Source organism: Bacillus sp. Root131, assembly GCF_001429475.1.
Lineage (GTDB): Bacteria > Bacillota > Bacilli > Bacillales > Bacillaceae_G > Bacillus_A > Bacillus_A thuringiensis_S.
Window position 1 is genome coordinate 15,896 of sequence record NZ_LMJQ01000034.1, and the last position, 25,999, is coordinate 41,894.

Sequence of the window (25,999 nt, forward strand, 5' to 3'; positions counted from 1 at the left end):
CTAATAGAATTATTGTGTATAGGAGGCTAAATATGATTAGTGATCTAAAAGGAGAAGCACTAGATTCATTAGAAGGGAAATGGGGATTAGCAGTCGGAGCCACATTACTTATTTCTGTTATAATGATCACTTTTAACTTTATTGTTGATTTTTCGTTTACACAAATTTTGGGTTGGGAAGATATGAAAAACTCCATGATAGTAGATATTATTACAACTTTTATGGTAGGTCCATTAACGTTAGGTGGCTATTATTTAGCGCTACATATAATTCGAGAAAAAGACGCGCGTATTGGGCATATATTTAGATGGTTTACAGCAGGAAGTAAGTTTATAAAGTCATTTTTATTATATATAGTAGTGAACATTTATATTTTCTTATGGTTTTTACTATTTATTATTCCAGGCATCATTAAATCATTCTCTTATGCGATGACGTACTTTATAATAAATGATCATCCTGAGTATTCCATAAATCAAGCTATTACAGAAAGCCGTCGTATGATGGATGGGCATAAGATGGAGTATTTCATTTTATGTTTAAGTTTTATCGGTTGGTTTATATTGAGTTGTATTACGTTAGGGATTGGATTCTTATGGTTAATTCCATATTTCTACACAACATCTGCGGCTTTTTACGAAGAAATCGCAGAAGAATATTATGAGAAAAAAATTTAGCACTATAAAACCCCCAGTATGAATTATTTGTTCATACTGGGGGTTTTTTGTAGAAACTTTATAAATTGATTACTAGTAAGTGGTTTACTGAAATAGTAACCTTGCATATATTTACAGTTATGTTTTTGCAGAAACTTAAGCTGTTTTTCGGTTTCAATTCCTTCGGCAACGACTGAAAGATTTAAAGTATTTGCGAGGGAAAGGATTGTAGAAACGATGGCTCGTTCTTCAGGACGATGATCGGCTAATTGTGTGAATTCTCTCGGTACTTTTAATGTGTCGATTGGAAAAATTGATAAATAAGCAAGAGAAGAATACCCAGTACCGAAGTCATCAATGGAAGTTTGGATACCGTATTCTTTTAATTGCTTCAGTCTTAATAACGTTTCTTTCTCGTCAATCATTGCAATTCTTTCTGTTAACTCAAGTGTGACATATTTTGGGTCGACGCTTACGTTGTTTAATATTTGTGAAATGTTTTCGATTAATTGATCTTGCCGGAACTCTTTTGCGGATAAATTAACACTTATTTTTAAATTTTGGTAGCCAAGGATATGCCATATTTTTAATTGGAGACAAGCTTCTTGTAATACCCAATGTCCAAGTGGGACTACTTGTGGCGTCTCTTCTACAATTGGAATAAACTCACATGGTGAAATATCACCTAATAGTGGGTGTTTCCAACGTATTAAAGCTTCAGCGCCGATGATTTTATTTGTTGTCGTATCAATTTGTGGTTGATAGACGAGATGAAATTCTTTGTTTACTAAAGCAATTGGCAGATCTTTTTCAATTCGAGCTTTTCGTTCCATTTTTTTATATAGTTCTTTCGTGTAAAGAGAGCTACCGTTTTTTCCTTTATTTTTTGCTTCGTACATGGCCATATCAGCATGCTGCAAAATGGATAGCGGATCTTCACCTGCTTCAGGATATATTGCAATTCCGATACTCGGTGAGATTTGTAAATGTTGATTTTCGATTTCAAATGGCTCATTCATGGCCGCTACAATTATATCAGCCATTTTTTGAACATCTGGCTTTTTTTTGTAATTTTCGATAAGGATTGTGAACTCATCTCCAGCTAGCCGCGCGAGTTTCATATTTGATGTTGATATTCTTTCGAGCCTTTTTGCTACTGCGATGAGCAATAGGTCTCCTACTCGATGACCGAGGGTATCATTAATAACTTTAAAACGGTCTAGGTCGAGAAACATAACAGCAAAAGGCTTTTTCGATATTTTTGCTCGTGCAATTGCCTGTTCCAAATGTTGATGAAATGCACGACGATTTGCAAGTTCTGTTAAAGTATCATGGTATGCTAGAAAATTAATCTGTTCTTGCTGTTGTTTGCTTTCCGTAATATCTTTAATCATTAAATAAACCCCAGAAATTTTCTCTTTTAAAAAGATCGGTACGGCGGTAACGTGCAAGTAGTAAATATCTCTGTTTTTATGATACGCCCGTATTTCTAAAGAGATAGAATGTCCCTTTTTTACACGATGAAAGGAATTAATCATTTCTTCTAAATCTTCTTCGTATATGAGTGAATAGTAAGGCTGGTTTAATAATTCATTCGTTTGATAACCGAGTAAAGTAGTACCAGCGTTATTTACTTTGAGAAAATTGCCGTATAAATCTAATGTGAAGATTGGATCTGGATGATGCTCGTATAAAGATTTAAACATTTGTTGATTATGATAGAGTTCATTTTTCTGTTCTACTAAATCTTCTGTACGTAGTTTAATTTGTTTCTCGAGTTCTGAGTTGAATTGCATTTGAGCTAGCAATAATATTTTATTTTGTTTTCGAACTAAACTATGACGTATGAGAACGAAAGAGAAAGTTATTATAAGACCAATTACTATAATAGGCCCAAAGACGTATTCAACTAATATAAAAAGAATAAGTGTTATTACTGAAATATAAGGCAATGATAATCGGATTGATTCACCAATTTTAGGTGTTAGTAGTACTTGCTCTTGTTTTTCAGGTTCTTTTGTATGGAGAATACAGGCGATTGCTACTAGTACTAAGGTTACTTGATAGAAAGGAGTAACTGTAAACATAGAATACTCTGGTATGAAGTATTTTATATAAGCATAAATCGCATCTGTAGTAGCATATAAAATTAAAGCACTGCTAAGAAGCGCACCAACCTTTTTAGGTAATAAGGATAGTGGTTTGAATAAAAGATTGATTCCTATTAAGAGAAAGAGTAAATCAACCATTGGATAGGTAAGTTGAACAAATATGTCGATATAGGATGTTGTAAAAACGTGAATGGTTCGTTCAATAAGTAAGTAGTAACTTAAAGTAAATTGGGCTGTAACGATAATACAAATATCACATAGCATAAAAAGTTTTTCTAATAAATCTCGGTTATAAATGATTTCGTATAGAAAGGCAAATGCAAAAGTAACTAAAAAAAGTAAGTAAAAAAGGTCAGATGGATCAACGAACGTATAGAAGTCCTTTACAATTAAACGCTGATAGGCAACGACTATATCACCGATAAAATAAGAGAGAGCTCCAACAGATAATATAATCCAAAATAAACGAGATAGCCCTTCTTTCATGTTTGAAAAGTAAAGTATATAACTACAAGCGATAATATCAATTAATAGGGTACTCATTCCGATTAATAGCTGAAAAGGAAATGAATATTCATATAGAAAAGGCATCGCTACGTAGTGAATCGTTATAGACAGCAATACAATGCTTATAAGAATACTTACATGTGTTTGTTTTTTCATTTATATCACCTACGGTTTCTTGAAAAGCGTATATAAGTTTTATATTTATTTTGCACAGTTATAGCGAGTTGTAAAAATAGATTTTAATAATTCTTGTTTCTGTCTCCCAACATATCGACATAGGAATTTGAAGTTTGCTATAATGATTAGAATAGTTGTATTATTTAGAAAAATTTAAAAATAATAATTACTGCAACTAGGACATATTGTTTACTATGTGAACTTGTTCTTAATTTAGGGGGGAGGGTTTCACAATGGCAAGTGTATATGAAAATAGTTATATGATCGTTTTGATTTTCTTGCTATTAGGTATATTGCTGCCGGTAGTGGCTCTTACATTAGGAAGGATGCTGCGCCCAAATAAGCCAAGTGCAGCAAAGGCGACGACGTATGAGAGTGGAATTGAGCCGTTTCATGATGCAAATATTCGGTTTCATGCTCGTTATTATATTTTCGCTTTATTGTTTGTGATCTTTGATGTAGAAACTTTATTTTTATATCCTTGGGCTGTTGCGTATGACAAGCTAGGTTTATTTGCATTAATTGAAATGCTCATCTTTGTTGTAATGTTGCTAGTTGGATTAGCGTATGCTTGGAAAAAGAAGGTGTTACAATGGTTATAAATTTTGAGGAATTACATCCAAATGAGCGAGCAGAATTAGAACGAAATATCTTTTTTTCTACATTGGAGCAGTTGAAAGGATGGGCGAGGAGCAATTCTTTATGGCCGATGACATTCGGACTGGCGTGCTGTGCAATTGAAATGATGGGAGTAGGCTCATCACATTACGATTTAGATCGATTTGGGTCATTTTTTCGGACTTCACCAAGACAATCGGACGTCATGATTGTATCGGGAACAGTAACGAAGAAGATGGCTCCTATTGTTCGGCGCTTATATGATCAAATGCCCGAACCGAAATGGGTTATTGCGATGGGATCTTGTGCGACAGCAGGTGGTCCGTATGTAAATTCATATGCTGTTGTGAAAGGTGTAGACCAAATCGTACCAGTTGATGTGTATATTCCTGGTTGTCCCCCAAATCCGGCTGCTTTAATTTATGGAATTAATAAATTAAAAGAAAAAATTCGTTACGAAGCAAAGACCGGGAAGCAGGTGACGAATAAATGAGTAATCCAAACAAAGACTTAGAGGATCTGAAAAAAGAAGCAGCTAGAAAACGCCTTGTAGCGAAACACGAGGCGGAAATAAGTGAGCTTGAGGCAAAAAATCAAGAAAAAGAGAAAGCGCTACCAAAAAATAATGATATTACTATAGAAGAAGCAAAACGACGTGCAGCAGCGGCTGCAAAAGCAAAAGCGGCGGTGTTAGCGAAGCAGAAAAGAGAAGGAACAGAAGAAGTAACGGAAGAAGAAAAAGCAAAGGCAAAGGCAGCGGCAGCAGCAAAAGCAAAAGCGGCGGCGTTAGCGAAGCAGAAAAGAGAAGGAACAGAAGAAGTAACGGAAGAAGAGAAAGCGAAAGCGAAGGCAAAGGCAGCGGCAGCAGCAAAAGCAAAAGCGGCGGCGTTAGCGAAGCAGAAAAGAGAAGGAACAGAAGAAGTAACGGAAGAAGAAAAANGCAAAGGCAGCGGCAGCAGCAAAAGCAAAAGCGGCGGCGTTAGCGAAGCAGAAAAGAGAAGGAACAGAAGAAGTAACGGAAGAAGAAAAAGCGAAAGCGAAGGCGAAGGCAGAAGCGGCTGCAAAAGCAAAAGCGGCGGCGTTAGCGAAGCAGAAAAGAGAAGGAACAGAAGAAGTAACGGAAGAAGAAAAAGCGAAGGCAAAGGCAGCGGCAGCAGCAAAAGCAAAAGCGGCGGCGTTAGCGAAGCAGAAAAGAGAAGGAACAGAAGAAGTAACGGAAGAAGAAAAAGCGAAAGCGAAGGCAAAGGCAGCGGCAGCAGCAAAAGCAAAAGCGGCGGCGTTAGCGAAGCAGAAAAGAGAAGGAACAGAAGAAGTAACGGAAGAAGAAAAAGCGAAAGCAAAGGCAAAGGCGGTGGCAGCAGCCAAGGCAAAAGCGGCAGCATTAGCGAAGCAGAAAGCTTCGCAAGGTGATGGGGATTCGGGAGATGAAAAGGCAAAGGCAATTGCAGCAGCAAAAGCGAAAGCAGCAGCGGCTGCAAGAGCGAAGACAAAGGGAGCTGAAGGTAAGAAAGAGGATGAGCCGAAGCGGGAAGAAACGTCCGTAAATCAGCCGTATTTAAATCAGTATGTTGAGGCTATTAGGGAGAAGGTAGGAGAGGGTGTATTAGTAGATTCCTACATTAATAAACTGTCAAAGGATGTGCCGACTCTTGTGGTGGATCCCGAAAAATATTATGAAGTGATGGAGTCACTGCGATTCCATGAAGGACTTGCTTTTGATTATATGTCAGAGCTACATGCGACGGATTTTGTGACACATATGGAAGTATATGTTCATTTGTTTTCATATGGTAAGAAACAATCGGTAGCGGTGAAGGTAAAGCTAGACCGGGAAGAACCGCAAGTTGAATCTGTGACAGCGCTTTGGAAAGGGGCTGACTGGCCGGAGCGAGAAGCATACGATTTGCTCGGCATTATATTTAAAGGGCATCCGAATTTAACGCGTATTTTAATGCCAGATGATTGGGTAGGACATCCGCTTAGAAAAGACTATGAACCGTATGATGTGGAGGTGTAGCTATGATCCGTACGGAAGAGATGCTTTTGAATGTAGGACCTCAGCATCCGAGTACACATGGTGTGTTCAGGCTCGTAATTAAGATTGACGGGGAAATTATTAGAGAAGCTACACCGGTTATTGGGTATTTGCATCGCGGGACGGAAAAAATCGCTGAGAGCTTACAGTATACGCAAATTATCCCTTATACAGATCGAATGGACTATTTATCAGCCATGACGAATAATTACGTCATTTGCCATGCTGTAGAGACGATGATGGGGCTTGAAATTCCGGAGCGTGCCGAATACTTGCGAGTACTTGCGATGGAGCTAGGGAGAATTGCAAGCCATCTCGTTTGGTGGGGGACGAATCTTCTTGATATAGGAGCGGTCAGCCCGTTTTTGTACGCGTTTCGTGAACGAGAGATGATTATAAATTTATTAAATGAATTATGCGGGGCACGGCTTACTTTTAACTATATGAGAGTTGGCGGTGTGAAGTGGGATGCGCCAGATGGTTGGATTGAAAAGGTGGAAGAGTTTGTTCCGTATATGAGAGAGCAATTGGCAGGTTATCATGATCTTGTTAGCGGTAATGAGATTTTCTTAAATCGTGTGAAAGGCGTTGGTATATATAGCGCGGAAGAAGCGATCTCGTATTCTTTAAGCGGAGCAAATTTGCGGTGCACTGGAGTAAACTGGGATCTTCGCAAAGACGAGCCGTATTCGATTTATGATCGTTTTGATTTTGATATTCCTGTTGGAAGCGTGGGAGATGCTTGGGATCGCTACGTTTGCCGAATGCAAGAAATCGAGGAGTCTTTAAAGATTGTTGAGCAAGCAGTTCAGCAGTTCCCAAAAGATGGAGCAGTGCTGGCAAAAGTACCGAAAATTATTAAGGCACCTAAGGGAGAAGCGTTTGTACGTATCGAATCGCCGCGCGGAGAGATTGGTTGTTACATCGCTAGTGACGGAAAGAAAGAGCCGTACCGTTTGAAGTTTCGTAGGCCATCTTTTTATAACTTGCAAATTTTACCGAAGTTATTGAAAGGTGAAAACATCGCTAATTTAATTACGATTTTAGGTGGAGTTGATATTGTACTTGGGGAGGTTGATGGCTAATGATTGAGACGCTCTTACAATCACCTTCAAGCTGGACGAATTTCTTCATTTTTTTCGGATTAGCGGTGCTTCTACTATTTGCAGTCCTTGGCTTCGTTACATATGGAATTTTGGCAGAACGGAAAGTGATGGGATTTATGCAAGGGCGGATTGGACCAAACCAGGTTGGAGGCCGATTCGGTTTACTGCAAACGGTAGCTGATGTTTTAAAACTATTATTGAAAGAAGATAGTATTCCGAAAGCAGCAGATAAACCACTGTTTATATTAGCACCTGTCATTGCATTTGCGCCAGCATTTATGGTGCTGGCAGTTATACCGTTCACTGATAAATTTCAATTTGCCGATATTGGAGTCGGGCTACTTTATTATATCGCTGTTTCCGGTATTACGACGATAGGTGTTGTAACTGGGGGATGGGCATCGAATAATAAATATTCCCTTTTAGGAGGGATGCGTGCGGCGGCGCAAATGATTTCTTATGAGATTCCGCTCGTAATGAGTGTAATTGGTATCGTGTTGTTGGCTGGTAGCCTGAATTTAAATGAGATTGTAGCGGCGCAGGAGAAGGTTTGGTACATTTTCGTGCAGCCAATTGGCTTCGTCGTTTTCTTAATTGCAGCAGTTGCAGAGTTAAATCGGACGCCATTCGATTTGCCAGAAGCGGAGTCAGAACTTGTTTCTGGATATCATACGGAATACTCAGGTTTTCGCTGGGCGTTTTTCATGCTTTCAGAGTACGTATATTTCTTCGGGATGGCATCGTTAATTACAGTGCTCTTTTTAGGCGGATGGAATCCAGTCATGTTTCTTGGATTTATCCCAGGTGCCGTATGGTTTGCTTTGAAATTTAGCAGTGTAGTCTTTCTATTAATTTGGTTCCGCGTTACGTTCCCGCGTATAAGAGGTGACCAGTTAATGGAGTTTGGATGGAAAGTATTATTGCCGATTGCACTTGCAAATATTTTCTTAACGGCATTGATTAAGGAGTTATTCTTCTAATCTATGAGGGGGGTGCCAGTAAGAGATGAAGGGACTATTTAAAGGATTAAAATATACACTAAGTAATTTGAGCAAGAAGAAGGTAACGTATGATTATCCAAATCAACCGTTGCCGTTGCCAGACCGTTTTCGGGGGATTCAAAAATTCTATCCGGAGAAATGTATTGTTTGTAATCAATGCTCTAACATTTGTCCGACAGACTGTATTCAGTTAACAGGAAAGAAACATCCGGATCCTACGAAAAAAGGAAAAATTATCGACACGTATGATATTAATTTTGAAATTTGTATTCTTTGTGATTTATGTACAGAAGTTTGTCCGACAGAGGCGATTGTCATGACAAATAACTTTGAGCTCGCGGAATATTCACGTGATGACTTATTTAAAAATTTGCAGTGGCTTGACGAAAACGACGAAAACGTCAGGAAGGAGAATAAGGCATGAATGGCGAGTTTGTAGCATTCTTTATACTATCCTTGTCTGCAATTATCGGCGGTGTTCTTATGTTGAACTTAACGAAAGTTATGCACATGATGCTAGCTCTCGTTCTAACATTTCTCAGCATTGCAGGTTTGTATTTTCTTTTATCAGCCGAATTTATAGGCGTTGCACAAATTTTACTTTACTCTGGTGCAATCACAATTATTATGATTTTCGGCATTATGTTAACGAAACATAACGCGGAAAATGAATCGCGTCTTACTCTTCGAAAATGGATTATCTTCTTTGCGGTTGTAGCATTTGGAGCGGTTATGTATTTCGCTGTTAATAATATTGATTTTGCAAATGAGAGCACACAAGGAAGTTTACCTCTCCATGAAAACAACACACTTCAAATCGGTACGCTTCTCTATTCAAAATATATTATCCCATTTGAACTAACTTCAGTTATTTTACTTGTAGCACTCGTTGGCGCGATTATACTTGCGAAAAAGGACGAGAAAGAGGAGGATTCCAATGAGTAGCGTTCCGGCTTCTGCATATTTAACACTTGCGATTATTTTGTTTTGCATCGGCCTATTTGGAGCTTTAACAAAGCGGAATACAGTAATCGTATTAGTTTGTATCGAATTAATGCTAAATGCTGCCAATTTAAACTTAGTGGCGTTTAGTAAATTAGGCTTATTTCCGAATTTAACAGGTCAAATTTTCTCACTGTTTACGATGGCTGTAGCGGCAGCGGAAGCGGCGGTAGGACTCGCTATTTTAATTGCTTTATATCGTAATCGTACGACAGTTCAGGTGGATGAAATGGATACGCTCAAAGGATAGCATTGTGACCGAAAAAGGGGGAAGGAAACAATGATCGATTATGCATGGCTCATACCGCTTTTCCCACTCGTTTCGTTTTTGTTACTTATTATATTCGGGAAGAAAATTAGAGAAGGAAGCAGTGTACTTAGTATTTTTTTCGTCTTTCTCTCCTTTATACTTGCGGTACTTGTGTTAATAGAAAGATTTTCAGAAGCAAGCGTGAAGCATAAGTGGGTGTGGCTTAGAGCTGGAGATGTGGATATATCATTTGGCTTTGAAGTGACTGCATTAGGAGCTTTAATGTTGTTTATCGTTACGCTTGTGAGTCTGCTTGTACATGTGTATTCGAAAGGTTATATGAAAGGTGATGAACGATTACCAACCTTTTACGCATATTTAGGACTCTTTACATTTGCGATGTTAGGGCTTGTTATATCAACGAATTTATTACAGCTTTATATATTTTGGGAATTAGTTGGCCTTGGCTCATTTTTACTTATCGGTTTTTATTTCTTTAAAGAAGAAGCGAAGGCTGCTGCAAAAAAGGCTTTTATTATGACCCGTATTGGGGATGTTGGTTTATTTATCGGGATGATTTTAATTTTTTGGTACGCAGGTAGTTTTGAATATGACGCAATATTTAGGGCGATTTATACAGGGGCTCTACCTCCTTACATGATTACAATAACGGCGATATTAATTTTTATCGGGGCGATGGGGAAATCAGGTCAGTTCCCGCTTCACACGTGGTTGCCAGATGCAATGGAGGGGCCAACGCCCGTTTCGGCACTTATTCACGCGGCGACGATGGTTGCAGCGGGCGTATATTTAGTAGCGACGATGTTTCCATTATTTTCGGCAAGTGCGGTAGCGATGCAGACAGTGGCAATTGTTGGAGCTTTCACTGCAATCTTTGCGGCCTCTATCGGCCTTGTACAAACAGATATAAAGAGAGTACTTGCTTATTCTACAGTTAGCCAGCTCGGGTATATGATGCTCGCGTTAGGTTCTGCTGGTTATGTAGCTGGTATATTCCATTTGACGACACATGCTTTTTTTAAAGCACTACTATTTTTGGCAGCAGGAAGTGTAATTCATGCCGTGCATACGCAAAACATTAACAAAATGGGCGGTTTACAGAAGAAGATGAAAGTAACTGGTACGCTATTTTTGATAGGTACACTTGCAATTAGTGGGGTTCCACTCCTTTCTGGGTTCTTTAGTAAAGATGAAATTTTGGCTGCGACTTGGATGAATGGTAATTACTTTTTATTCGTATTAGCAGTAATTGCGGCATTCTTAACGGCATTTTACATGTTTCGTCTATACTTCCTTGTCTTTACTGGGGAAGCGAAGACGAAGGAAGATGTGCATGAGTCGCCCCGCGTTATGAAGTATCCAATGATTGTTCTCGGCGTTCTCGCAGTAGTGGCAGGATATATAAATACACCATGGTTTGGGACGTTTCTCGGAGATTGGTTGACGAAAGATGTAGGGTTTAAGGTTGAAGAAGCGCATGGACCAGTTTGGATTATGATTGTTGCGACGCTCGTTTCATTTGCGGGAATCGCTCTTGCATATTTCATATATGGCAAGAAATCAATTTCTAGAGAGTGGGCTGGGGGTACGGGAACCTCGTTTTATAATCTTTTGAAAGAAAAATATTATGTGGATGAACTATACAACATGACGGTGATCCCTATTACGAAAGGAATCGCTCGTGTGCTTCGCTTATTTGAAGTGTATGTAGTCGAAGGAATTGCAGTTTTAATTGGAAGTGTAGTTAAAGGAACAAGTAATCTTGGATCGAAGCTTCAAAACGGGAATGTACAAGTGTACGGTACTGTAACGGCTGTTTCGCTCGCTGTACTCGTCATTATTTTGCTCTATACGGGAGGGGATTTACGATGAATGATTTGTTGTTAACGTTCTTCATTTTTTCCCCGCTTTTAGGAATTTTATTGCTTGTATTAACATCGAAAAAGGAATTGCGTACAGTGCGGGCGCTTGGCTTATTTGGGACGGCACTTCCATTTGGAATCGCCATCGTCCTCGCTTGTACATATGCTTCTGGAAAGAGCTTGTCACTATTTGATGAAAAGGTGAAATGGATTAAGTTCGGAGATTTTACAGCGGTGGATAAAAGGTGGTTTTCTATTTATTACGAGCTCGGTATTGATGGTTTGTCGCTTATCATGATGGTACTGACGGCTCTTCTAGCGATGCTTGCAGCAATTGCAGCCTTTTCTATTAAAAGCAATTTAAAAGCATTTTATATGCTGTTACTCATGCTAGAAATAGGGATGCTCGGCGTCTTTGCTGCTCAAAATTTAATGTTGTTTTTTATCTTCTTGGAAATTACGTTGCCACCAATGTTTTTATTAATTGGGAAGTGGGGAAAATTGTCGAGTGAAAAGGCTGCTTATAGTTATTTAATATATAACGGCATTGGCTCAGCTATTTTGCTCATTGTTTTCTCAATTTTGTTCGCGAAAACAGGTACAACAAATATTGTGGAGCTGAAAGAGATATTAAGAAGCGTAAGCGCAGGGGGAGAACTCGTCATCCCAAGTAGCTTGCAGCTTGGTGTATTTATTGCCATAATGATTGCCTTTGCAATTAAACTACCTGTTTTTCCGTTGCACCGCTGGATGGTCAATGTACACATAGAAGCGCATCCAGCTGTAGTTATGCTTCATGCGGGTGTTTTGTTAAAGATTGGAGCGTACGGTATTATTCGCTTCGGGAAAGGGTTATTCCCGGAATATTTTCACGATGTTGCAACGCTAATTGCGATATTAGGCGTAATTAATTTATTATACGGTACCTTTTTAGCGCTCATCCAAACGGACTTTAGGAAAGTCCTCGCTTACTCTAGTATTTCGCATATGGGAATTGTGTTAATGGGACTTGCGTCACTTAATGCACCTGGTACACAGGGAGCGTTATTCCAAGTTGTATCACATGGTTTAATTGCAGCCTTGCTCTTCTTCTTACTAGGTGTTATAGAACAACGATTTGGAACTTCGGATATTATGGTGCTAGGCGGACTTGCGAAAAGTGTACCGATACTTAGCGGATTCTTTTTAGCAGGAGGAATGGCATCGCTTGGACTACCAGGGATGTCTGGGTTTGTTAGTGAATTTCTTGCCTTTCTTGGTTTATTTCAAGGAGAGCCCGTCATTGCTGCAGTCGGTGTGATTGGCATCATTTTAACCGCTGTATACGTATTAAGAGCGACACTTCAAGTGACATTTGGAAAGAAAGAATGGGAAGCAAAATCTGATATACACGGATGGGAGTACGTCCCTGTTTTACTACTTATCTTTTGTATTATTGCAATTGGAGTTATGCCAGAGATACTAGGGGATCCGCTTCAAAATACATTGAAAACATTGGGGGTGAAGTAGGATGGATATGAATACGTTACTTAGCTTATCGTGGCATCTAATGGTGCCAGAATTTATTATTCTCGGGGCCGCCATCCTTCTTTCCATATGTGATTTGTTTTTTAAGCTGAACCATAGATATGTAGCTCTTGGTGCGATCGCTGCCATCGTATTAGCAATTGTTTCATTAATTACGCTATATAGCGAACCAGCTGGAGATATTTTAAATGGATCGTTTGTGTTAGATGGATTTTCAAAAGGGTTTAAAACGTTGTTATTAGGCGCCTCAGCTCTCATTTTATGCATCGCAATGAGCGATGATAAGAAGAATCCGATTGAAGATAAGGGCGAATATTATTACTTATTTTTAATGGCACTTCTTGGCGCGATGTTCATGGCTTCTAGTGTTGACTTTATCACCCTTTTTGTTGGTTTAGAGTTACTTTCACTTTCTTCTTATATTTTAGTCGGAATACGAAAAAAGAACCGTGCATCAAATGAAGCGGCAATGAAATATGTCATTAGCGGAGGAATTGGAACGGCGATCACGCTCTTCGGAATGAGTTATTTATACGGTATTACAGGTTCAACTAACATTGTAGATATGCAAAAGGTACTCACTGGGGAGCTCGCTAGTGGTATTCAGTTATTGTTAGCTCTTGCATTTCTTTTATTGCTAGTTGGTCTCTCATTTAAAATTGCCACAGTGCCGTTTCATATGTGGGCACCTGATGTGTATGAAGGAGCGACTACACCTGTTACCGCTTTTCTTGGAACGATTTCTAAAATTGCTGGGTTCCTACTCATTATTCGTTTGTTCCTTATGGTTTTTGCAAGTGTATTAATACAAGGAGATATGCAATCTTTATATGGGCATATGAGTATATATATTGCGGTGCTAGCAAGTATAACGATGATTGTTGGGAATGTAGTCGCGTTAAAACAATACAACATAAAACGTTTATTTGCTTATTCAGGTATTGCGCATGCTGGGTATTTGCTCGTTCCACTTGTGGCATTATCACCATTTACGCTGGATAGCATGTGGTTTTATATGCTGGCATACATGCTTATGAATATAGGCGCGTTTGCCATTATCCACGGCTTAATCTTACAAAACGATAAGGAAAACATAACGATTTTCACCGGATTATATAAGAAATCACCATTTGCAGCGATCATGATGACAATCTTTATTTTATCGCTGGCCGGGATACCAGGGACGGCTGGCTTCATTGGAAAGATTAACATCTTTTTAGGCGCGCTTCATGTAGAGCCAGCACATTACGTACTAGCTTCGATTATGATGGGTACGACAGTTGTTTCATTCGTATATTATTTCCGTATTTTACAACAAATGTTTTTCCGCACCGGAGAGACAGAAGAGAGGATACGGTTACCGTTAAATATAAAGGTTGTTATGAGTCTTTGTGCAATTTCGATTGTAATACTAGGGATTATGCCGATGATTGGGTACAATTTCTTTTATGAATATTTTCCATTAATGAAAGATTTCTTCTTCTTAGGGAACGTGGTACAATAGTGAAAATAAAAGGTGTGGAGTCAGTACTCTGCGCTTTTTATTTTGTGTTAACTTGTAATGTAGATATACGTTTTTTGAAAGAAAATCACGATGTAAAATGTAAGATGTCTATTTGCATTTGAAAAAGTGTGGCTCCTACTTATTATGGTATCGTTTTTATATTCTTTCATAAGTAGTAGCTGAGTAAAAAGGGGTCGATTTTTTGGCACAACTTTTAGGGCAACAAGCACTGATTGCCATTGTTTCGCATTTATTGTTTATTACCATTACGTGGTGGGCTTTGCAAGGCATTCACATTGAGCGTTTAATGAAGTCCGGAAAAGTGCTGCAGACGCGAGTATTACTCATCTTAATTACAATTGCAATTGGGACATCTGTAAGTAACTTTTTCCTTGATTATTTAGGCTATTCGAAGAGTTTAACGTATTTAGTAAAGTAAGTGTATAGAACCTCAAATCTCCGTTAACAATGGGGATAGGAGGGGATGAAATTGAAGCTTAAAGCCATTCTTATTGTTGCACTTAGTGTTGTTTTATTTTTGGTTGGATATAGAGAGATGAAACCGATAAGCGATGAACAGAAAATGGAGAGCATGATTAAGGCTTTAGAGAAAAATGATGCTAAAGTAGAAAAATGGTCATGGTTAGCTAGAGAAACAAAAACAATTTCTAATATACATACGTTTCAAAAGTTGTTAAACGATGTGAAGGACAAGGCAAATATTCAAAAGTGGGAAGTAGAGCAATCTCCAGATGGATATAAAGCTACATCCTATAAAAAGTTTGCTTCTCATGAAGAACGAGTAGTAGTAACTTGGAGTAAAGAAAATACTAAAGAAAACACTTTCATTATCTTTGAAGTAAGTGGGGCGAAATGGGACCCGAAGTATGTTCAAAAAGTGAATAAAATTTTTAGTGAAAAACCTATAATTTACACTTGTGTTCAAGGTGTACTGAATGATAAGATTGAAGGTGTTTTGCAAAATAAAACCAATCAGGTTTTGAAAGATCTTTCAGCAAGAGCGATCGAACAAGTAGAAGAAAGAGCATTTGTGTCAGTCTCCGCATACAATAAAAAGTGGGATGACGCTCTTTCAACAAATAGAGAGAAAATAAATGTGCAAATAGCAATACGTTCTACAGACAACAAAGATACAATTGTGGTTGGCACACCGATCATAACTTCTGAGTATTGAGTGAATAGATACTGAAAAAAGGACACGGAGGGGAATAATTTGGAAAAGATCATCGTCCGTGGCGGAAAGCGGTTAAACGGCACAGTGCGTGTTGAGGGCGCAAAAAATGCTGTATTACCTATAATCGCTGCAGCCCTATTAGCGAGTGATGGAAAGAATGTACTATCTGAAGTACCAGTTTTGTCTGATGTATACACAATTAATGAGGTATTACGTCATTTAAATGCTGAAGTCGTATTTGAAAATAATCAAGTAACAATCGATTCTTCTAAAGAACTAAACATTGAAGCACCATTTGAATATGTACGTAAAATGCGTGCATCTGTTCAAGTAATGGGACCATTATTAGCACGTAATGGTCGTGCTCGTATTGCACTTCCTGGTGGATGTGCAATCGGTTCACGTCCAATTGACCAACATTTAAAAGGCTTCGAAGCAATGGGAGCAAAAGTACAGGTTGGTAACGGTTTTGTTGAGGCATATGTTGAGGGAGAACTAAAAGGAGCTAAAATCTACTTAGACTTCCCAAGCGTAGGCGCGACAGAAAACATTATGTCTGCAGCTACATTAGCAAAAGGGACAACAATTCTTGAAAACGCAGCGAAAGAACCAGAAATCGTTGACTTAGCTAACTTCTTAAATGCAATGGGAGCGAAAGTACGCGGAGCTGGAACTGGAACGATTCGTATCGAAGGCGTTGATAAATTATATGGTGCAAACCACTCTATTATTCCTGACCGTATTGAAGCGGGAACATTCATGGTTGCAGCAGCAATTACTGGTGGAGACATCTTAATTGAAAATGCTGTACCTGAACATTTACGCTCAATTACAGCGAAAATGGAAGAAATGGGTGTTAAAATTATTGAGGAAAACGAAGGTGTACGTGTTATCGGCCCAGATAAGTTAAAAGCGGTTGATATTAAAACTATGCCTCACCCAGGTTTCCCAACAGACATGCAATCACAAATGATGGCATTATTACTACAAGCTGATGGAACAAGCATGATTACAGAAACGGTATTCGAAAACCGCTTTATGCACGTTGAAGAATTCCGTCGTATGAATGCTGATATTAAAATTGAAGGTCGTTCTGTTATTATGAACGGTCCAAACAGCTTACAAGGTGCTGAAGTAGGCGCAACTGATTTACGTGCTGCAGCTGCATTAATCTTAGCTGGTTTAGTATCAGAAGGTTATACTCGTGTAACTGAGTTAAAACATCTTGACCGTGGTTATGTAGATTTCCATAAGAAATTAGCTGCATTAGGTGCAACTATTGAACGTGTAAACGAAAAAGTAGAAGAAGTGAAAGAACAAGAAGTTTCTGATCTTCACGCTTAATTGAAATAGTCTCTATGTCTTTTGACATAGGGGCTATTTTTTTGGGGTTATTACTGTTATAGTCAATAAATTCTATACTTATGCACGTACCAGTAAAAATATTTAGAAAATTTCCGTTTTATGCTCTTCCTCCTTAAGTATGTTCTAAAAGAAAGAGTTGTTCCATAAGAATGAATGGAGTAAAGCTTTTATATTGGGGGAAAATAGGATGAAATTTTCAAAGCCACTTTTTATTACAGTAGCGCTCTTAATAGCGCTCGTTATCATTGTACCTGCAGCCCTTGTTATCCCATTTGCGAAAGCAAAAGTAGGGGAAGAAACGGCCTCTAAAACTCCTCCAGCGATAGAAAGTATACCAGCTCCAGGAAAAGTAGATACAGCGGTTCAAGTTGCTGTATATCGTGAGAAACAGAAGAAGGTAGAATCATTGCCTATGGAGGAGTATGTGACCGGTGTAGTAGCTTCTGAGATGAATGCCAGTTTTGAAATAGAGGCACTAAAGGCACAGGCATTAGCAGCGAGAACATTTGTAGTACAACGTATGCTAAGCGGAGGAAAGAAAAATAATGCGGACGTGACAGATACGGTGAAAGATCAAGTGTACAAAAGTAAAGAAGAATTGAAGAAACAATGGGGTAATAACTACGAAAATAATTTGAAGAAAATCGAAGAAGCCGTTTCGAAAACAGCAGGACAAGTTTTAACATATGATGGAAAACCAATTTCAGCATCCTTCTTCTCAACGAGTAATGGCCGGACAGAAAATGCAGCTGACTATTGGGGAAATGATTATCCGTACTTGAAAAGTGTAGATAGTCCGTGGGATCAAGCCTCTCCAAAGTTTACGAGCGAGCAAACATTTACAGTAGCTGATTTTCAAAAACGTCTCGGTGTGAAAGTACTAGCAGACGGGAAGGTTGGAAATATTAAAGACCTTACGGAAGGAAAGCGCGTAAAGGATGTAGCTTTTCAAGGAAAAACATTAACAGGAAAAGAAGTTCGTGAAAAGTTAGATTTACGTTCTTCTGATTTCACGTGGAAACAACGAGGGGATAAAATCATCATTACAACGAAAGGCTTCGGTCACGGCGTTGGTATGAGTCAATACGGAGCGAACGGTATGGCAGCGGAAGGAAAGAAATATACAGATATCGTCGCTCATTACTATAAAGGCGTTGAAATAAAGACGATGAATGATTATGAAGGAAAATTGATGGTGAAGAAATAGGTGTCAGAACTCTGGCACTTATTTTTTTGTTTAAAATATCATAATTTTCCATTAACTGTTTGATATAATAGGATAAAAAGGCATTTGGGGGAGATGAAATGGTGCTACTGGAGTTGAAACAGTTAGGGAAAACGAACCAATTACCGGTAATTGACCTAAAAGTCGCGAAAGGACAATGTGTTGTTTTGCAATGCAATAATCATACAGCTAAAGTGTTGCACCGCATCATTATAGGCGAAGAAGAAGCGTCGACTGGCAATGTACTGTTTGAAGGGGGAGCAATTGGAAAGAAAAATTATCCACGCATCGGCTTTTGTTTTTTGAAAGATGAGGCATATGATCGTTTGAAGGTGAAGGAATACTTTAAGTTTTTAATAGGGCTTTATGAATCAAAGATAAGCATAGAAGAAGTTGTGCAGTCTGTTGGTCTCCTAGATAAACTAAACGTTAAAATAGAAAAACTATCGTTTTCAGAGAAGCGTCGTCTTCATATTGGACGAGTGATGATTCATAATCCGGATTTAGTTATTTTGGAAGAGCCAGAGCAAAATGTAGATATAGAGAGTACGATCATTATTCGAAAAGCAATCATGAAAATGAAAGAACAAGGAAAGGCGATTTTTATTACGTCATCTTTCCTATCGGATGCCCTTTCGTTAACGGAAGATGTATACATATTAAACAACGATGGTGTGAAAAAGATAGAAATTGAGCAAGAGGAAGTGGAAGAAGTCGGTGAAGAAAAAGTCATTCAAATGATTCCGCAAATGAAGTTAGAAAGAATACCAGCGAAAGTGAACGATAAAATCATTTTACTTGATCCGATGGAAATCCATTTCATTGAAACGCAAAACGGAGTAACGCATATTCACGTTCGTGAAGGTGATTTCGTATGTGCATTAACATTAAGTGAACTAGAAGCAAGATTAACAGGTTTTGGTTTCTTTAGATGTCATCGCTCGTATCTTGTGAATTTACAAAGAGTACGAGAAGTGATTACGTGGACTCGTAATAGTTTTAGTTTAATTTTGGATGACGAAAGAAAAAGTTCAATCCCGCTTTCGAAAGGACGCATGGATGAATTAAAAGGCGTGATTGGGCTATAAAAAGTGCTCCAATAAGCTCAACATGCGATTCATTCACCGGTAAAAATACTCCTTTTACCGGTATTTTACTGCGTAAACCCTTTGTTTTTCATATGATTGAGTCAAGAAAAGCGAAACAAACGAACGAAAAGCGCTAAAGCGACTTTCATCTATAAAGAAGAAAAACAAAGGGGATGAAGAAATGACATTGGCAATTGAAATGAAAGATGTAATGAAAAGTTTCGATGGAAAAACGGCACTTCGAAATGTAAATATTGAGGTGAAGCAAGGAGAGATTTTCGGATTCCTTGGACCGAGTGGATCTGGTAAGACGACAACGGTAAAAATTTTAACTTCTCAATTGCTTCATAGTGTTGGAACAGTAAGAGTATTAGGGAAAGATATTACAGGACCAAGTAGCATCGATTACAAACGAATTGGTATTTTAACAGATAACAGCGGCTTATATGAAAGACTTAGTATTTATGATAACTTACTATTATTTTGTGACCTATACGATTGTAAAAAAGAACGAATCGATGAAGTACTAGCACAAGTAAATTTATTAGATGATAAAAAAACACCAGTAAAGAAACTATCAAAGGGAATGAAGCAACGCGTCACACTAGCAAGAGCAATCCTTCATAAACCAGATATCCTCTTCTTAGACGAACCAACATCTGCACTCGATCCAGTAAACGTTCAAAACATTCATAAAATCTTAAAAGACTTAAATGAAGAAGGAACGACCATTTTCTTAACGACTCACAACATGGATGAAGCAGAAACGCTTTGTAACCGTATTGCCTTCCTTTGTGGCGGAGAAATTGTAGCGCTTGATACGCCAGAGAACCTACGCTTACAATACGCTAAGGATCAAATAGAGGTCGTATTAAAAGATAAACAAAAAGAAGTAGTGCAAAAAGATGAATTAGGCGCAAAACGTATTTCAGAATGGATGAAAAAGGGCGAACTGTTATCTATTCATTCACACGAACCAACGCTAGGCGATATCTTTATTGAAGTTACTGGGAGGGGATTATAATGACATTTTCAATGAAACGGTTTTCGGCTATTGTAAGAAAAGAAATAAATGATGCAGGTAAAAACTCACAAGTTATATTAATGGCGCTATTACCTATTCTACTTGCTGTATTCTATAGTAATATGGATTCTATAAAAGAGTTCTTTGCAGGTTTTGTTATTGTAATGACGATTACCATGGTGGGAAGTTATGTGCAAGCAATTATTATTGCAGAGGAGAAGGAAAAACACACGTTACGAGTATTGATGTTGTCTCCAGCAAGTCCAATAGAAGTTATTTTAGGTAAAAGTGTATTAACTGTATTTTTTGTACTAGCATCTAGTTTTATTAGTTTAGTGATTTTAGATACTTTTAAAGGAAATATTGGTATGCTAGTTATTATTATTTTAATAGGAACATTGTTATGTGTCGTTTTAGGTACTATAGTTGGCTTACTATCCCAAAATATAGCACAAACATCTATATTGGGGCTTCCGATTTTTATAATATTCATAATGGGGCCGATGCTACAAGAAATGGTTAAGAATGAATTTATTATAAAAGTAGTTAATCTTCTTCCGACAAATCATGTTATGGAGGCATTGCAAAAAGTTATAAAGGGAGAAGGGTTTATTGCGATTCAAGAACATATTTTAAACAATACAATTTGGACTATATGTCTTATCATTCTTTGTATTATTGTGTACAAAAAGAAACAATTAGACTAAAAACTGAGCCGAAACGCTCAGTTTTTTCTTTTTTTCTATCATTTCCTCGGAAATTTTACATTCCTTATACATATTTTTACAGATTTTGTCGAAAAGTAATTAGTTATACGTTGTATAGGATACGTGAATATTGTTCAAAATGATTGCTGAGGTGATGATGGAATGCGAGGAAGAAATAATAAAAAGTCGCAAAAGGTAGTACATTTATTTCAGAAAAGATGGGTGTTTCCGGCACTATACATTGCTTGTGCAGCGGTAATCTTAATGGTTGCGCTATGGTTCCAAGGAGCTAATCCGAAGAAGACTCCAAACCACGATCAAGCAACACCGTATACACAATCGGAAGATCCAGCAGTACCAGTAACGAAATCTTCAGAAGTAGTGAAAATGCCAGCTGCCGCGAATGCGGAAGTAGTCGTACAGAAGAAATTCTATGAAGATGCAGCAACTGAGGCGGAACAAGAAAAAGCACTTGTCTTTTATAACAACACATATTCCCCGAACAAAGGAATTGACATTGCTGCGAAGAATGGGAAAGAGTTCAATGTTGCTGCTGCTTTAAGTGGTACAGTAACGAAAGCTGAAAAAGATTCACTTCTTGGTTATGTTGTAACAGTTGATAGTGGAAATGGTGTAGCGGTATCTTATCAAAGCTTAGGCAGTGTGAAAGTAGAAAAAGGTGCAAGAGTTGCACAAGGTGAAGTATTAGGAACATCCGGTCTAAGTGCAATGAATAAAGAGGCAGGCTCTCACGTTCACTTTGAAGTACGTAAAGACAATGTGGCTGTGAATCCTGAACGTTACTTAAATAAATCAGTAACAGAAATTAAAGCTGATGCAGGTGCTGCAAAAGCTACGAATGCTTCTGGTAAAAAAGCTGACGACAAATCTCAAAAAGAAGAGAAGTCAACGAGCACGAAACCAGAAAATAAAACAGAAGACAAGTCTCAAAAAGAAGAGAAATCAACAAGCGGTTCAACTAGTGACAAAAAAGAAGAACCGAAGAAAGAAGAAAAATCAACAAATGGTTCTACACAATCATCTAACGATTCTTCTTCACAAGAATAAGAAAGTGAAAAAATCAGTTCTCACTAGGAGAGCTGATTTTTTTATTTCTATATAAAAATAATCAATTTCGAGAAAAAAGTTGCAAAAACAAGGAAAAATGACGAGATTCTCGAATATATATTACAAAAGGGAGGGGATACTGTGTCATTTTTATTTGTTCTGTCGACTGCTATTATTTTATTGTTTGTTTTATTCACTTTATATTATTATATTGCCGGTAAGAAAGAGGTTCCCCACCATCAGTTGTTAGAAGAAGAATTGGAACGAGAAGAATGACGCCTTTTATACAAGGTGTCATTTTTTTTGGCCATAATAGTCAGTTTTAACGTATTTCTCACAAAAAAACGTAATTTTTCTTAACTTAGTCCGCAAAAATAGTGAACATGTAGCATATATCAGTAGTGCGGGCAATACAATGGTATAAACCAAAGCAAAGAGAGTGTTTGAGGTGAGAAATCGTGAATCATTTCATTATAAATCCAAGAATGTTTAACGCTTACAAACAGCACTCACACTTACTTCTTAGTCGTATGCAGCGAGGCTCATTTCACCCTTCTCACATCCAAATTAGGGAGGCGAGTGGTGTGCACGATTACATCAAAGAGAGAACTATCAAGATTGGTAAGTATATCGTGGAGACAAGAAAGACAGTGCGTGTCATTGCAAAGGAATTTGGGGTATCAAAGAGTACAGTTCATAAAGATTTAACAGAACGTCTACCAGAGATTAATCCAGAGCTCGCAAATGAAGTAAAAGAAATTCTTGATTATCATAAGTCTATTCGTCATTTAAGAGGTGGAGAAGCAACAAAACAAAAGTATAGAAAAGAAGATGTAGAGAAGCCTGTACGTCAATAATGTTACAGTAGCAAACATTCCGTTCACATTCGGTAATATTTTTCAGAAGAATTCTTTTTGCGAATATTACGTTTCTGTTAAATTTATGATAAAATCAGAAATTAGGTGAAAAGAATTCGGGTGTAACCTGATTTTGAATATCGAGGAGGAAAAAACGGGAATGTTTGCGCGAGATATCGGAATTGACCTAGGTACGGCTAATGTATTAATTCATGTTAAAGGTAAGGGTATTGTATTAAACGAGCCATCTGTTGTGGCAATTGATCGTAATAGTGGTAAAGTATTAGCAGTCGGTGAAGAAGCGAGAAGTATGGTGGGACGTACGCCTGGTAATATTGTAGCAATTCGTCCGCTTAAAGATGGTGTAATAGCAGATTTCGAAATTACAGAAGCAATGTTAAAGTATTTCATTAACAAATTGGACGTAAAGAGCTTCTTTTCAAAACCTCGTATTTTAATTTGTTGTCCAACAAATATTACATCAGTAGAACAAAAAGCAATTCGTGAAGCTGCTGAACGTTCAGGTGGTAAAACAGTATTTTTAGAAGAAGAACCAAAAGTAGCCGCAGTTGGTGCTGGTATGGAAATCTTCCAACCAAGCGGTAACATGGTTGTTGATATTGGTGGAGGTACAACAGATATCGCTGTACTATCTATGGGTGATATTGTTACCTCTTCCTCTATCAAAATGGCTGGCGATAAGTTTGATATGGAGATCTTAAACTATATTAAACGTAAGTATAAGCTATTAATCGGGGAACGTACTTCAGAAGATATTAAAATTAAGGTTGGTACAGTATTCCCAGGTGCACGTAGCGAAGAACTTGAAATTCGCGGACGTGACATGGTAACAGGCTTACCACGTACAATTACAGTATGCTCTGAAGAAATTACAGAAGCATTAAAAGAAAATGCAGCTGTTATTGTACAAGCTGCAAAAGGCGTATTAGAGCGCACACCACCAGAATTATCTGCAGATATCATCGACCGCGGTGTTATTCTAACAGGCGGTGGAGCTTTACTACACGGTATTGACATGCTTCTAGCAGAAGAACTAAAAGTACCGGTATTAATTGCTGAAAACCCAATGCACTGCGTTGCGGTTGGTACAGGTATTATGTTAGAGAATATCGACAGATTACCAAAGCGTGCTTTGAGATAATTTGAAAGAACTAAGGCTGACGCCTTAGTTCTTTTTTTCATTTTTATATTTTTTTATTTTGCTTTTTTGCGAAAATGGAAGGAAAATAGAGAAATATGAAGGAAACAGGTAAAATATTCATATATATGGTTAAATTTAATATTTCCTTATTTGAAAACGTTTATAATATAATGAGTCGAATACGACATTAAGGCAAATAATGTTTCAATACATATTGCCTTTCCCTAATTTGGGCATACACTCTTTTCTACCTCCGTGTCAGTTGCAAAAATGTGCAACTATTTTAATGGAATAGAGTGTGTGCATTTTTTTTAGGAAGTTGTGCTAAATATAAAATGTTACTTTGTAATGACAAATAATAAACAAAATGGGATAATAGCAATATGTCCAAGTGGTAAGACCAATATTACAAAAGGGGCGATTGTTACATGCTAAATATAGAACAAATTAAAGAAATCATTCCTCACCGCTATCCATTTTTACTTGTTGATAAAATATTAGAAGTAGATGAAGGAAAAAGAGCGGTTGGGATTAAAAATGTATCCGCAAACGAAGAATTCTTTAACGGACACTTCCCTGACTATGCAGTTATGCCTGGTGTACTTATTGTAGAAGCATTAGCGCAAGTTGGAGCAGTTGCAGTATTAAAGAAAGAAGAAAACCGCGGAAGACTTGCTTTCTTTGCAGGTATCGACAATTGCCGTTTCAAAAAACAAGTACGACCAGGTGATCAGCTTCGTCTAGAAGTAGAAATGACACGCGTACGCGGCCCGATTGGAAAAGGAAAAGCAATCGCAACAGTAGATGGTGAAGTTGCATGTGAGGCAGAAATTACATTTGCGATTGGTGATAAAAAAGAATAGAAATTAAAAAATCTCCTTGTGAAAAGACAAGGAGATTTTTTAATTTCTGCTATATAACGATGAAACGATAATTTACAAACTAATCAGAAAATAACTTGTAAATAGATGGCAATTACCATATACTTACTTTATTATTTATCTAGAAAACAGGATAAGTGATAAAGGTAATAAAGAAATAAGGGCATTGTCATATTGTTAAGGTACTTAAATAAGACAAAGTAGAATGTTATTGATTATGATGAAATGTGGGGAACTCAGCAAGAATATTAATTAGACGTATGAAATCGAGCATAAAAGAGAGAAAAGGGAAATGTCGCATTTCACAAAAGGAGATTATGAATATGTTCGGGAGAAAGAAAAGAAAACCATTACGACAATTAATTACACATAAAGAGCCTAAATCGCGTATTACAGAACAATACCGTAACATTCGTACAAACATTGAGTTTACATCTGTAGATAATCATGTTCGTTCTATCATTGTTACTTCAGCAGATCCAGGTGATGGGAAAACAACAACAATCGCAAACTTAGCAGTCGTTTTCGGACAACAAGGAAAGAAAGTTTTATTAATTGGAGCTGACTTGCGTAAGCCGACGATACAAAACTTATTTGCCATTCATAGTTCAAATGGGTTAACAAACTTATTATCAGGACAAGCAAAACTTATGCAATGCATTCAAAAAACAGATATAGAGAACGTATACTTAATGGCAGCAGGTCCAATCCCGCCAAACCCAGCAGAACTATTAGGGAGCCGGGCAATGGACGAGGCGTTGTTAGAAGCATATAACATGTTTGATATTATATTAATTGACACACCACCTGTCCTTGCGGTTACGGATGCACAAATACTTGCGAATAAATGTGATGGAATCGTACTCGTTGTACGCAGTGAAAAGACAGAAAAAGATAAAATCGTAAAAGCGAAACAAATATTAGATAAAGCATCAGGAAAACTACTAGGTGTTGTTTTGAACGATAAAAGAGAAGAAAAAGAGCAGTATGGTTATTACTGAAATATAAAAAAGCCAATAAGAAATACTTGTTGGCTTTTTTTCTCATTTT

Annotated in this window: 25 protein-coding genes and 2 pseudogenes; 26 read left to right on the forward strand and 1 reads right to left on the reverse strand. The window is 37.7% G+C overall.

Annotated features, from left to right (window positions below):
- Positions 1–32: 32 nt before the first annotated feature.
- Entirely contained in the window at positions 33–677 is a 645-nt protein-coding gene (locus ASE54_RS27035) for a DUF975 family protein (RefSeq protein WP_000622478.1), read from the forward strand.
- A gap of 23 nt (positions 678–700) precedes the next feature.
- Here ASE54_RS27035 and ASE54_RS27040 read toward each other — a convergent pair whose 3' ends face one another.
- On the reverse strand, positions 701–3,430 hold the full coding sequence (locus ASE54_RS27040; protein WP_000744996.1) for an EAL domain-containing protein: 2,730 nt from the start codon (positions 3,428–3,430) through the stop codon (positions 701–703).
- A gap of 254 nt (positions 3,431–3,684) precedes the next feature.
- Here ASE54_RS27040 and nuoA point away from each other — a divergent pair, with 254 nt between their 5' ends.
- From nuoA to ASE54_RS27165, 25 genes and pseudogenes are all read left to right on the forward strand, one after another.
- Positions 3,685–4,053, forward strand: a complete 369-nt coding sequence (nuoA, locus tag ASE54_RS27045) for an NADH-quinone oxidoreductase subunit NuoA (protein WP_000179273.1) — start codon at positions 3,685–3,687, stop codon at positions 4,051–4,053.
- Entirely contained in the window at positions 4,044–4,562 is a 519-nt protein-coding gene (nuoB, locus tag ASE54_RS27050) for an NADH-quinone oxidoreductase subunit NuoB (protein ID WP_000236331.1), read from the forward strand. Before nuoA ends, nuoB begins: the two co-directional genes overlap by 10 nt.
- Positions 4,559–5,008 (forward strand): annotated as a pseudogene (locus ASE54_RS37275) (NADH-quinone oxidoreductase subunit C); the annotation flags it as partial. The gene nuoB and the pseudogene ASE54_RS37275, both read left to right, overlap by 4 nt.
- A gap of 1 nt (position 5,009) precedes the next feature.
- Positions 5,010–6,086: pseudogene (locus ASE54_RS35285) on the forward strand (NADH-quinone oxidoreductase subunit C); the annotation flags it as partial.
- Positions 6,087–6,088: 2 nt separating this feature from the next.
- The gene (nuoD, locus tag ASE54_RS27065; protein WP_000621463.1) at positions 6,089–7,189 is read left to right on the forward strand and encodes an NADH-quinone oxidoreductase subunit NuoD; all 1,101 of its coding nucleotides are present in this window, start codon (positions 6,089–6,091) and stop codon (positions 7,187–7,189) included.
- Positions 7,189–8,190 carry an NADH-quinone oxidoreductase subunit NuoH gene (gene nuoH, locus ASE54_RS27070; protein ID WP_000573426.1) on the forward strand — a complete coding sequence of 334 codons (1,002 nt, stop codon included), beginning with the start codon at positions 7,189–7,191 and terminating at the stop codon, positions 8,188–8,190. Before nuoD ends, nuoH begins: the two co-directional genes overlap by 1 nt.
- A 25-nt stretch (positions 8,191–8,215) precedes the next feature.
- Positions 8,216–8,635, forward strand: coding sequence for an NADH-quinone oxidoreductase subunit NuoI (gene nuoI / locus ASE54_RS27075; protein ID WP_000677191.1), 420 nt, complete (start codon positions 8,216–8,218; stop codon positions 8,633–8,635).
- Positions 8,632–9,156 (forward strand): NADH-quinone oxidoreductase subunit J, encoded by a 525-nt coding sequence (locus tag ASE54_RS27080; RefSeq protein WP_001012810.1) that lies wholly within the window; start codon positions 8,632–8,634, stop codon positions 9,154–9,156. Before nuoI ends, ASE54_RS27080 begins: the two co-directional genes overlap by 4 nt.
- Positions 9,149–9,463, forward strand: coding sequence for an NADH-quinone oxidoreductase subunit NuoK (gene nuoK / locus ASE54_RS27085; RefSeq protein WP_000100079.1), 315 nt, complete (start codon positions 9,149–9,151; stop codon positions 9,461–9,463). Before ASE54_RS27080 ends, nuoK begins: the two co-directional genes overlap by 8 nt.
- A gap of 30 nt (positions 9,464–9,493) precedes the next feature.
- The gene (gene nuoL / locus ASE54_RS27090; protein ID WP_000568213.1) at positions 9,494–11,356 is read left to right on the forward strand and encodes an NADH-quinone oxidoreductase subunit L; all 1,863 of its coding nucleotides are present in this window, start codon (positions 9,494–9,496) and stop codon (positions 11,354–11,356) included.
- Positions 11,353–12,855 (forward strand): NADH-quinone oxidoreductase subunit M, encoded by a 1,503-nt coding sequence (locus tag ASE54_RS27095; protein WP_000998960.1) that lies wholly within the window; start codon positions 11,353–11,355, stop codon positions 12,853–12,855. The genes nuoL and ASE54_RS27095 overlap by 4 nt, the downstream gene beginning before the upstream one ends.
- A gap of 7 nt (positions 12,856–12,862) precedes the next feature.
- Positions 12,863–14,377, forward strand: a complete 1,515-nt coding sequence (gene nuoN, locus ASE54_RS27100) for an NADH-quinone oxidoreductase subunit NuoN (protein ID WP_002083561.1) — start codon at positions 12,863–12,865, stop codon at positions 14,375–14,377.
- Between the two features lie 202 nt (positions 14,378–14,579).
- Positions 14,580–14,816 carry a DUF1146 family protein gene (locus ASE54_RS27105; RefSeq protein ID WP_000057889.1) on the forward strand — a complete coding sequence of 79 codons (237 nt, stop codon included), beginning with the start codon at positions 14,580–14,582 and terminating at the stop codon, positions 14,814–14,816.
- 45 nt (positions 14,817–14,861) lie between these two features.
- On the forward strand, positions 14,862–15,572 hold the full coding sequence (locus ASE54_RS27110) for a YwmB family TATA-box binding protein (RefSeq protein WP_003272396.1): 711 nt from the start codon (positions 14,862–14,864) through the stop codon (positions 15,570–15,572).
- A gap of 39 nt (positions 15,573–15,611) precedes the next feature.
- Entirely contained in the window at positions 15,612–16,916 is a 1,305-nt protein-coding gene (gene murA, locus ASE54_RS27115; protein WP_000411275.1) for a UDP-N-acetylglucosamine 1-carboxyvinyltransferase, read from the forward strand.
- Between the two features lie 208 nt (positions 16,917–17,124).
- Positions 17,125–18,144: a stage II sporulation protein D gene (spoIID, locus tag ASE54_RS27120; protein ID WP_000672657.1), complete on the forward strand. Its 1,020-nt coding sequence runs from the start codon at positions 17,125–17,127 to the stop codon at positions 18,142–18,144.
- Positions 18,145–18,242: 98 nt separating this feature from the next.
- On the forward strand, positions 18,243–19,250 hold the full coding sequence (locus ASE54_RS27125) for a LytTR family transcriptional regulator DNA-binding domain-containing protein (RefSeq protein WP_000243437.1): 1,008 nt from the start codon (positions 18,243–18,245) through the stop codon (positions 19,248–19,250).
- 181 nt (positions 19,251–19,431) lie between these two features.
- Positions 19,432–20,274 (forward strand): ABC transporter ATP-binding protein, encoded by an 843-nt coding sequence (locus ASE54_RS27130; protein ID WP_000170827.1) that lies wholly within the window; start codon positions 19,432–19,434, stop codon positions 20,272–20,274.
- Entirely contained in the window at positions 20,274–20,981 is a 708-nt protein-coding gene (locus tag ASE54_RS27135) for an ABC transporter permease (protein WP_000144420.1), read from the forward strand. The genes ASE54_RS27130 and ASE54_RS27135 overlap by 1 nt, the downstream gene beginning before the upstream one ends.
- 162 nt (positions 20,982–21,143) lie before the next feature.
- A complete protein-coding gene (locus tag ASE54_RS27140; protein ID WP_001214924.1) occupies positions 21,144–22,049 on the forward strand; it encodes a M23 family metallopeptidase in 906 nt (301 codons plus the stop codon).
- A 141-nt stretch (positions 22,050–22,190) separates the two neighbouring features.
- Entirely contained in the window at positions 22,191–22,325 is a 135-nt protein-coding gene (locus ASE54_RS27145) for a hypothetical protein (protein WP_000008903.1), read from the forward strand.
- Positions 22,326–22,633: 308 nt separating this feature from the next.
- On the forward strand, positions 22,634–22,906 hold the full coding sequence (spoIIID, locus tag ASE54_RS27150; protein WP_000544012.1) for a sporulation transcriptional regulator SpoIIID: 273 nt from the start codon (positions 22,634–22,636) through the stop codon (positions 22,904–22,906).
- A gap of 160 nt (positions 22,907–23,066) precedes the next feature.
- Positions 23,067–24,068 carry a rod shape-determining protein gene (locus tag ASE54_RS27155; protein ID WP_000457978.1) on the forward strand — a complete coding sequence of 334 codons (1,002 nt, stop codon included), beginning with the start codon at positions 23,067–23,069 and terminating at the stop codon, positions 24,066–24,068.
- A 428-nt stretch (positions 24,069–24,496) separates the two neighbouring features.
- Entirely contained in the window at positions 24,497–24,931 is a 435-nt protein-coding gene (fabZ, locus tag ASE54_RS27160) for a 3-hydroxyacyl-ACP dehydratase FabZ (protein ID WP_000931959.1), read from the forward strand.
- 341 nt (positions 24,932–25,272) lie between these two features.
- Positions 25,273–25,950, forward strand: a complete 678-nt coding sequence (locus ASE54_RS27165; protein ID WP_000467945.1) for a CpsD/CapB family tyrosine-protein kinase — start codon at positions 25,273–25,275, stop codon at positions 25,948–25,950.
- Positions 25,951–25,999 lie beyond the last annotated feature (49 nt).

Excerpts from the sequence above, each read along its gene's own strand:
- ASE54_RS27035 (WP_000622478.1), top strand. The coding sequence starts at position 33 with ATGATTAGTGATCTAAAAGGAGAAGCACTAGATTCATTAGAAGGGAAA.
- ASE54_RS27040 (WP_000744996.1), bottom strand. The coding sequence starts at position 3,430 with ATGAAAAAACAAACACATGTAAGTATTCTTATAAGCATTGTATTGCTG.
- nuoA (WP_000179273.1), top strand. The coding sequence starts at position 3,685 with ATGGCAAGTGTATATGAAAATAGTTATATGATCGTTTTGATTTTCTTG.
- nuoB (WP_000236331.1), top strand. The coding sequence starts at position 4,044 with ATGGTTATAAATTTTGAGGAATTACATCCAAATGAGCGAGCAGAATTA.
- nuoD (WP_000621463.1), top strand. The coding sequence starts at position 6,089 with ATGATCCGTACGGAAGAGATGCTTTTGAATGTAGGACCTCAGCATCCG.
- nuoH (WP_000573426.1), top strand. The coding sequence starts at position 7,189 with ATGATTGAGACGCTCTTACAATCACCTTCAAGCTGGACGAATTTCTTC.
- nuoI (WP_000677191.1), top strand. The coding sequence starts at position 8,216 with ATGAAGGGACTATTTAAAGGATTAAAATATACACTAAGTAATTTGAGC.
- ASE54_RS27080 (WP_001012810.1), top strand. The coding sequence starts at position 8,632 with ATGAATGGCGAGTTTGTAGCATTCTTTATACTATCCTTGTCTGCAATT.
- nuoK (WP_000100079.1), top strand. The coding sequence starts at position 9,149 with ATGAGTAGCGTTCCGGCTTCTGCATATTTAACACTTGCGATTATTTTG.
- nuoL (WP_000568213.1), top strand. The coding sequence starts at position 9,494 with ATGATCGATTATGCATGGCTCATACCGCTTTTCCCACTCGTTTCGTTT.
- ASE54_RS27095 (WP_000998960.1), top strand. The coding sequence starts at position 11,353 with ATGAATGATTTGTTGTTAACGTTCTTCATTTTTTCCCCGCTTTTAGGA.
- nuoN (WP_002083561.1), top strand. The coding sequence starts at position 12,863 with ATGAATACGTTACTTAGCTTATCGTGGCATCTAATGGTGCCAGAATTT.
- ASE54_RS27110 (WP_003272396.1), top strand. The coding sequence starts at position 14,862 with ATGAAATTGAAGCTTAAAGCCATTCTTATTGTTGCACTTAGTGTTGTT.
- spoIID (WP_000672657.1), top strand. The coding sequence starts at position 17,125 with ATGAAATTTTCAAAGCCACTTTTTATTACAGTAGCGCTCTTAATAGCG.
- ASE54_RS27125 (WP_000243437.1), top strand. The coding sequence starts at position 18,243 with ATGGTGCTACTGGAGTTGAAACAGTTAGGGAAAACGAACCAATTACCG.
- ASE54_RS27130 (WP_000170827.1), top strand. The coding sequence starts at position 19,432 with ATGACATTGGCAATTGAAATGAAAGATGTAATGAAAAGTTTCGATGGA.
- ASE54_RS27135 (WP_000144420.1), top strand. The coding sequence starts at position 20,274 with ATGACATTTTCAATGAAACGGTTTTCGGCTATTGTAAGAAAAGAAATA.
- ASE54_RS27140 (WP_001214924.1), top strand. The coding sequence starts at position 21,144 with ATGCGAGGAAGAAATAATAAAAAGTCGCAAAAGGTAGTACATTTATTT.
- ASE54_RS27155 (WP_000457978.1), top strand. The coding sequence starts at position 23,067 with ATGTTTGCGCGAGATATCGGAATTGACCTAGGTACGGCTAATGTATTA.
- fabZ (WP_000931959.1), top strand. The coding sequence starts at position 24,497 with ATGCTAAATATAGAACAAATTAAAGAAATCATTCCTCACCGCTATCCA.
- ASE54_RS27165 (WP_000467945.1), top strand. The coding sequence starts at position 25,273 with ATGTTCGGGAGAAAGAAAAGAAAACCATTACGACAATTAATTACACAT.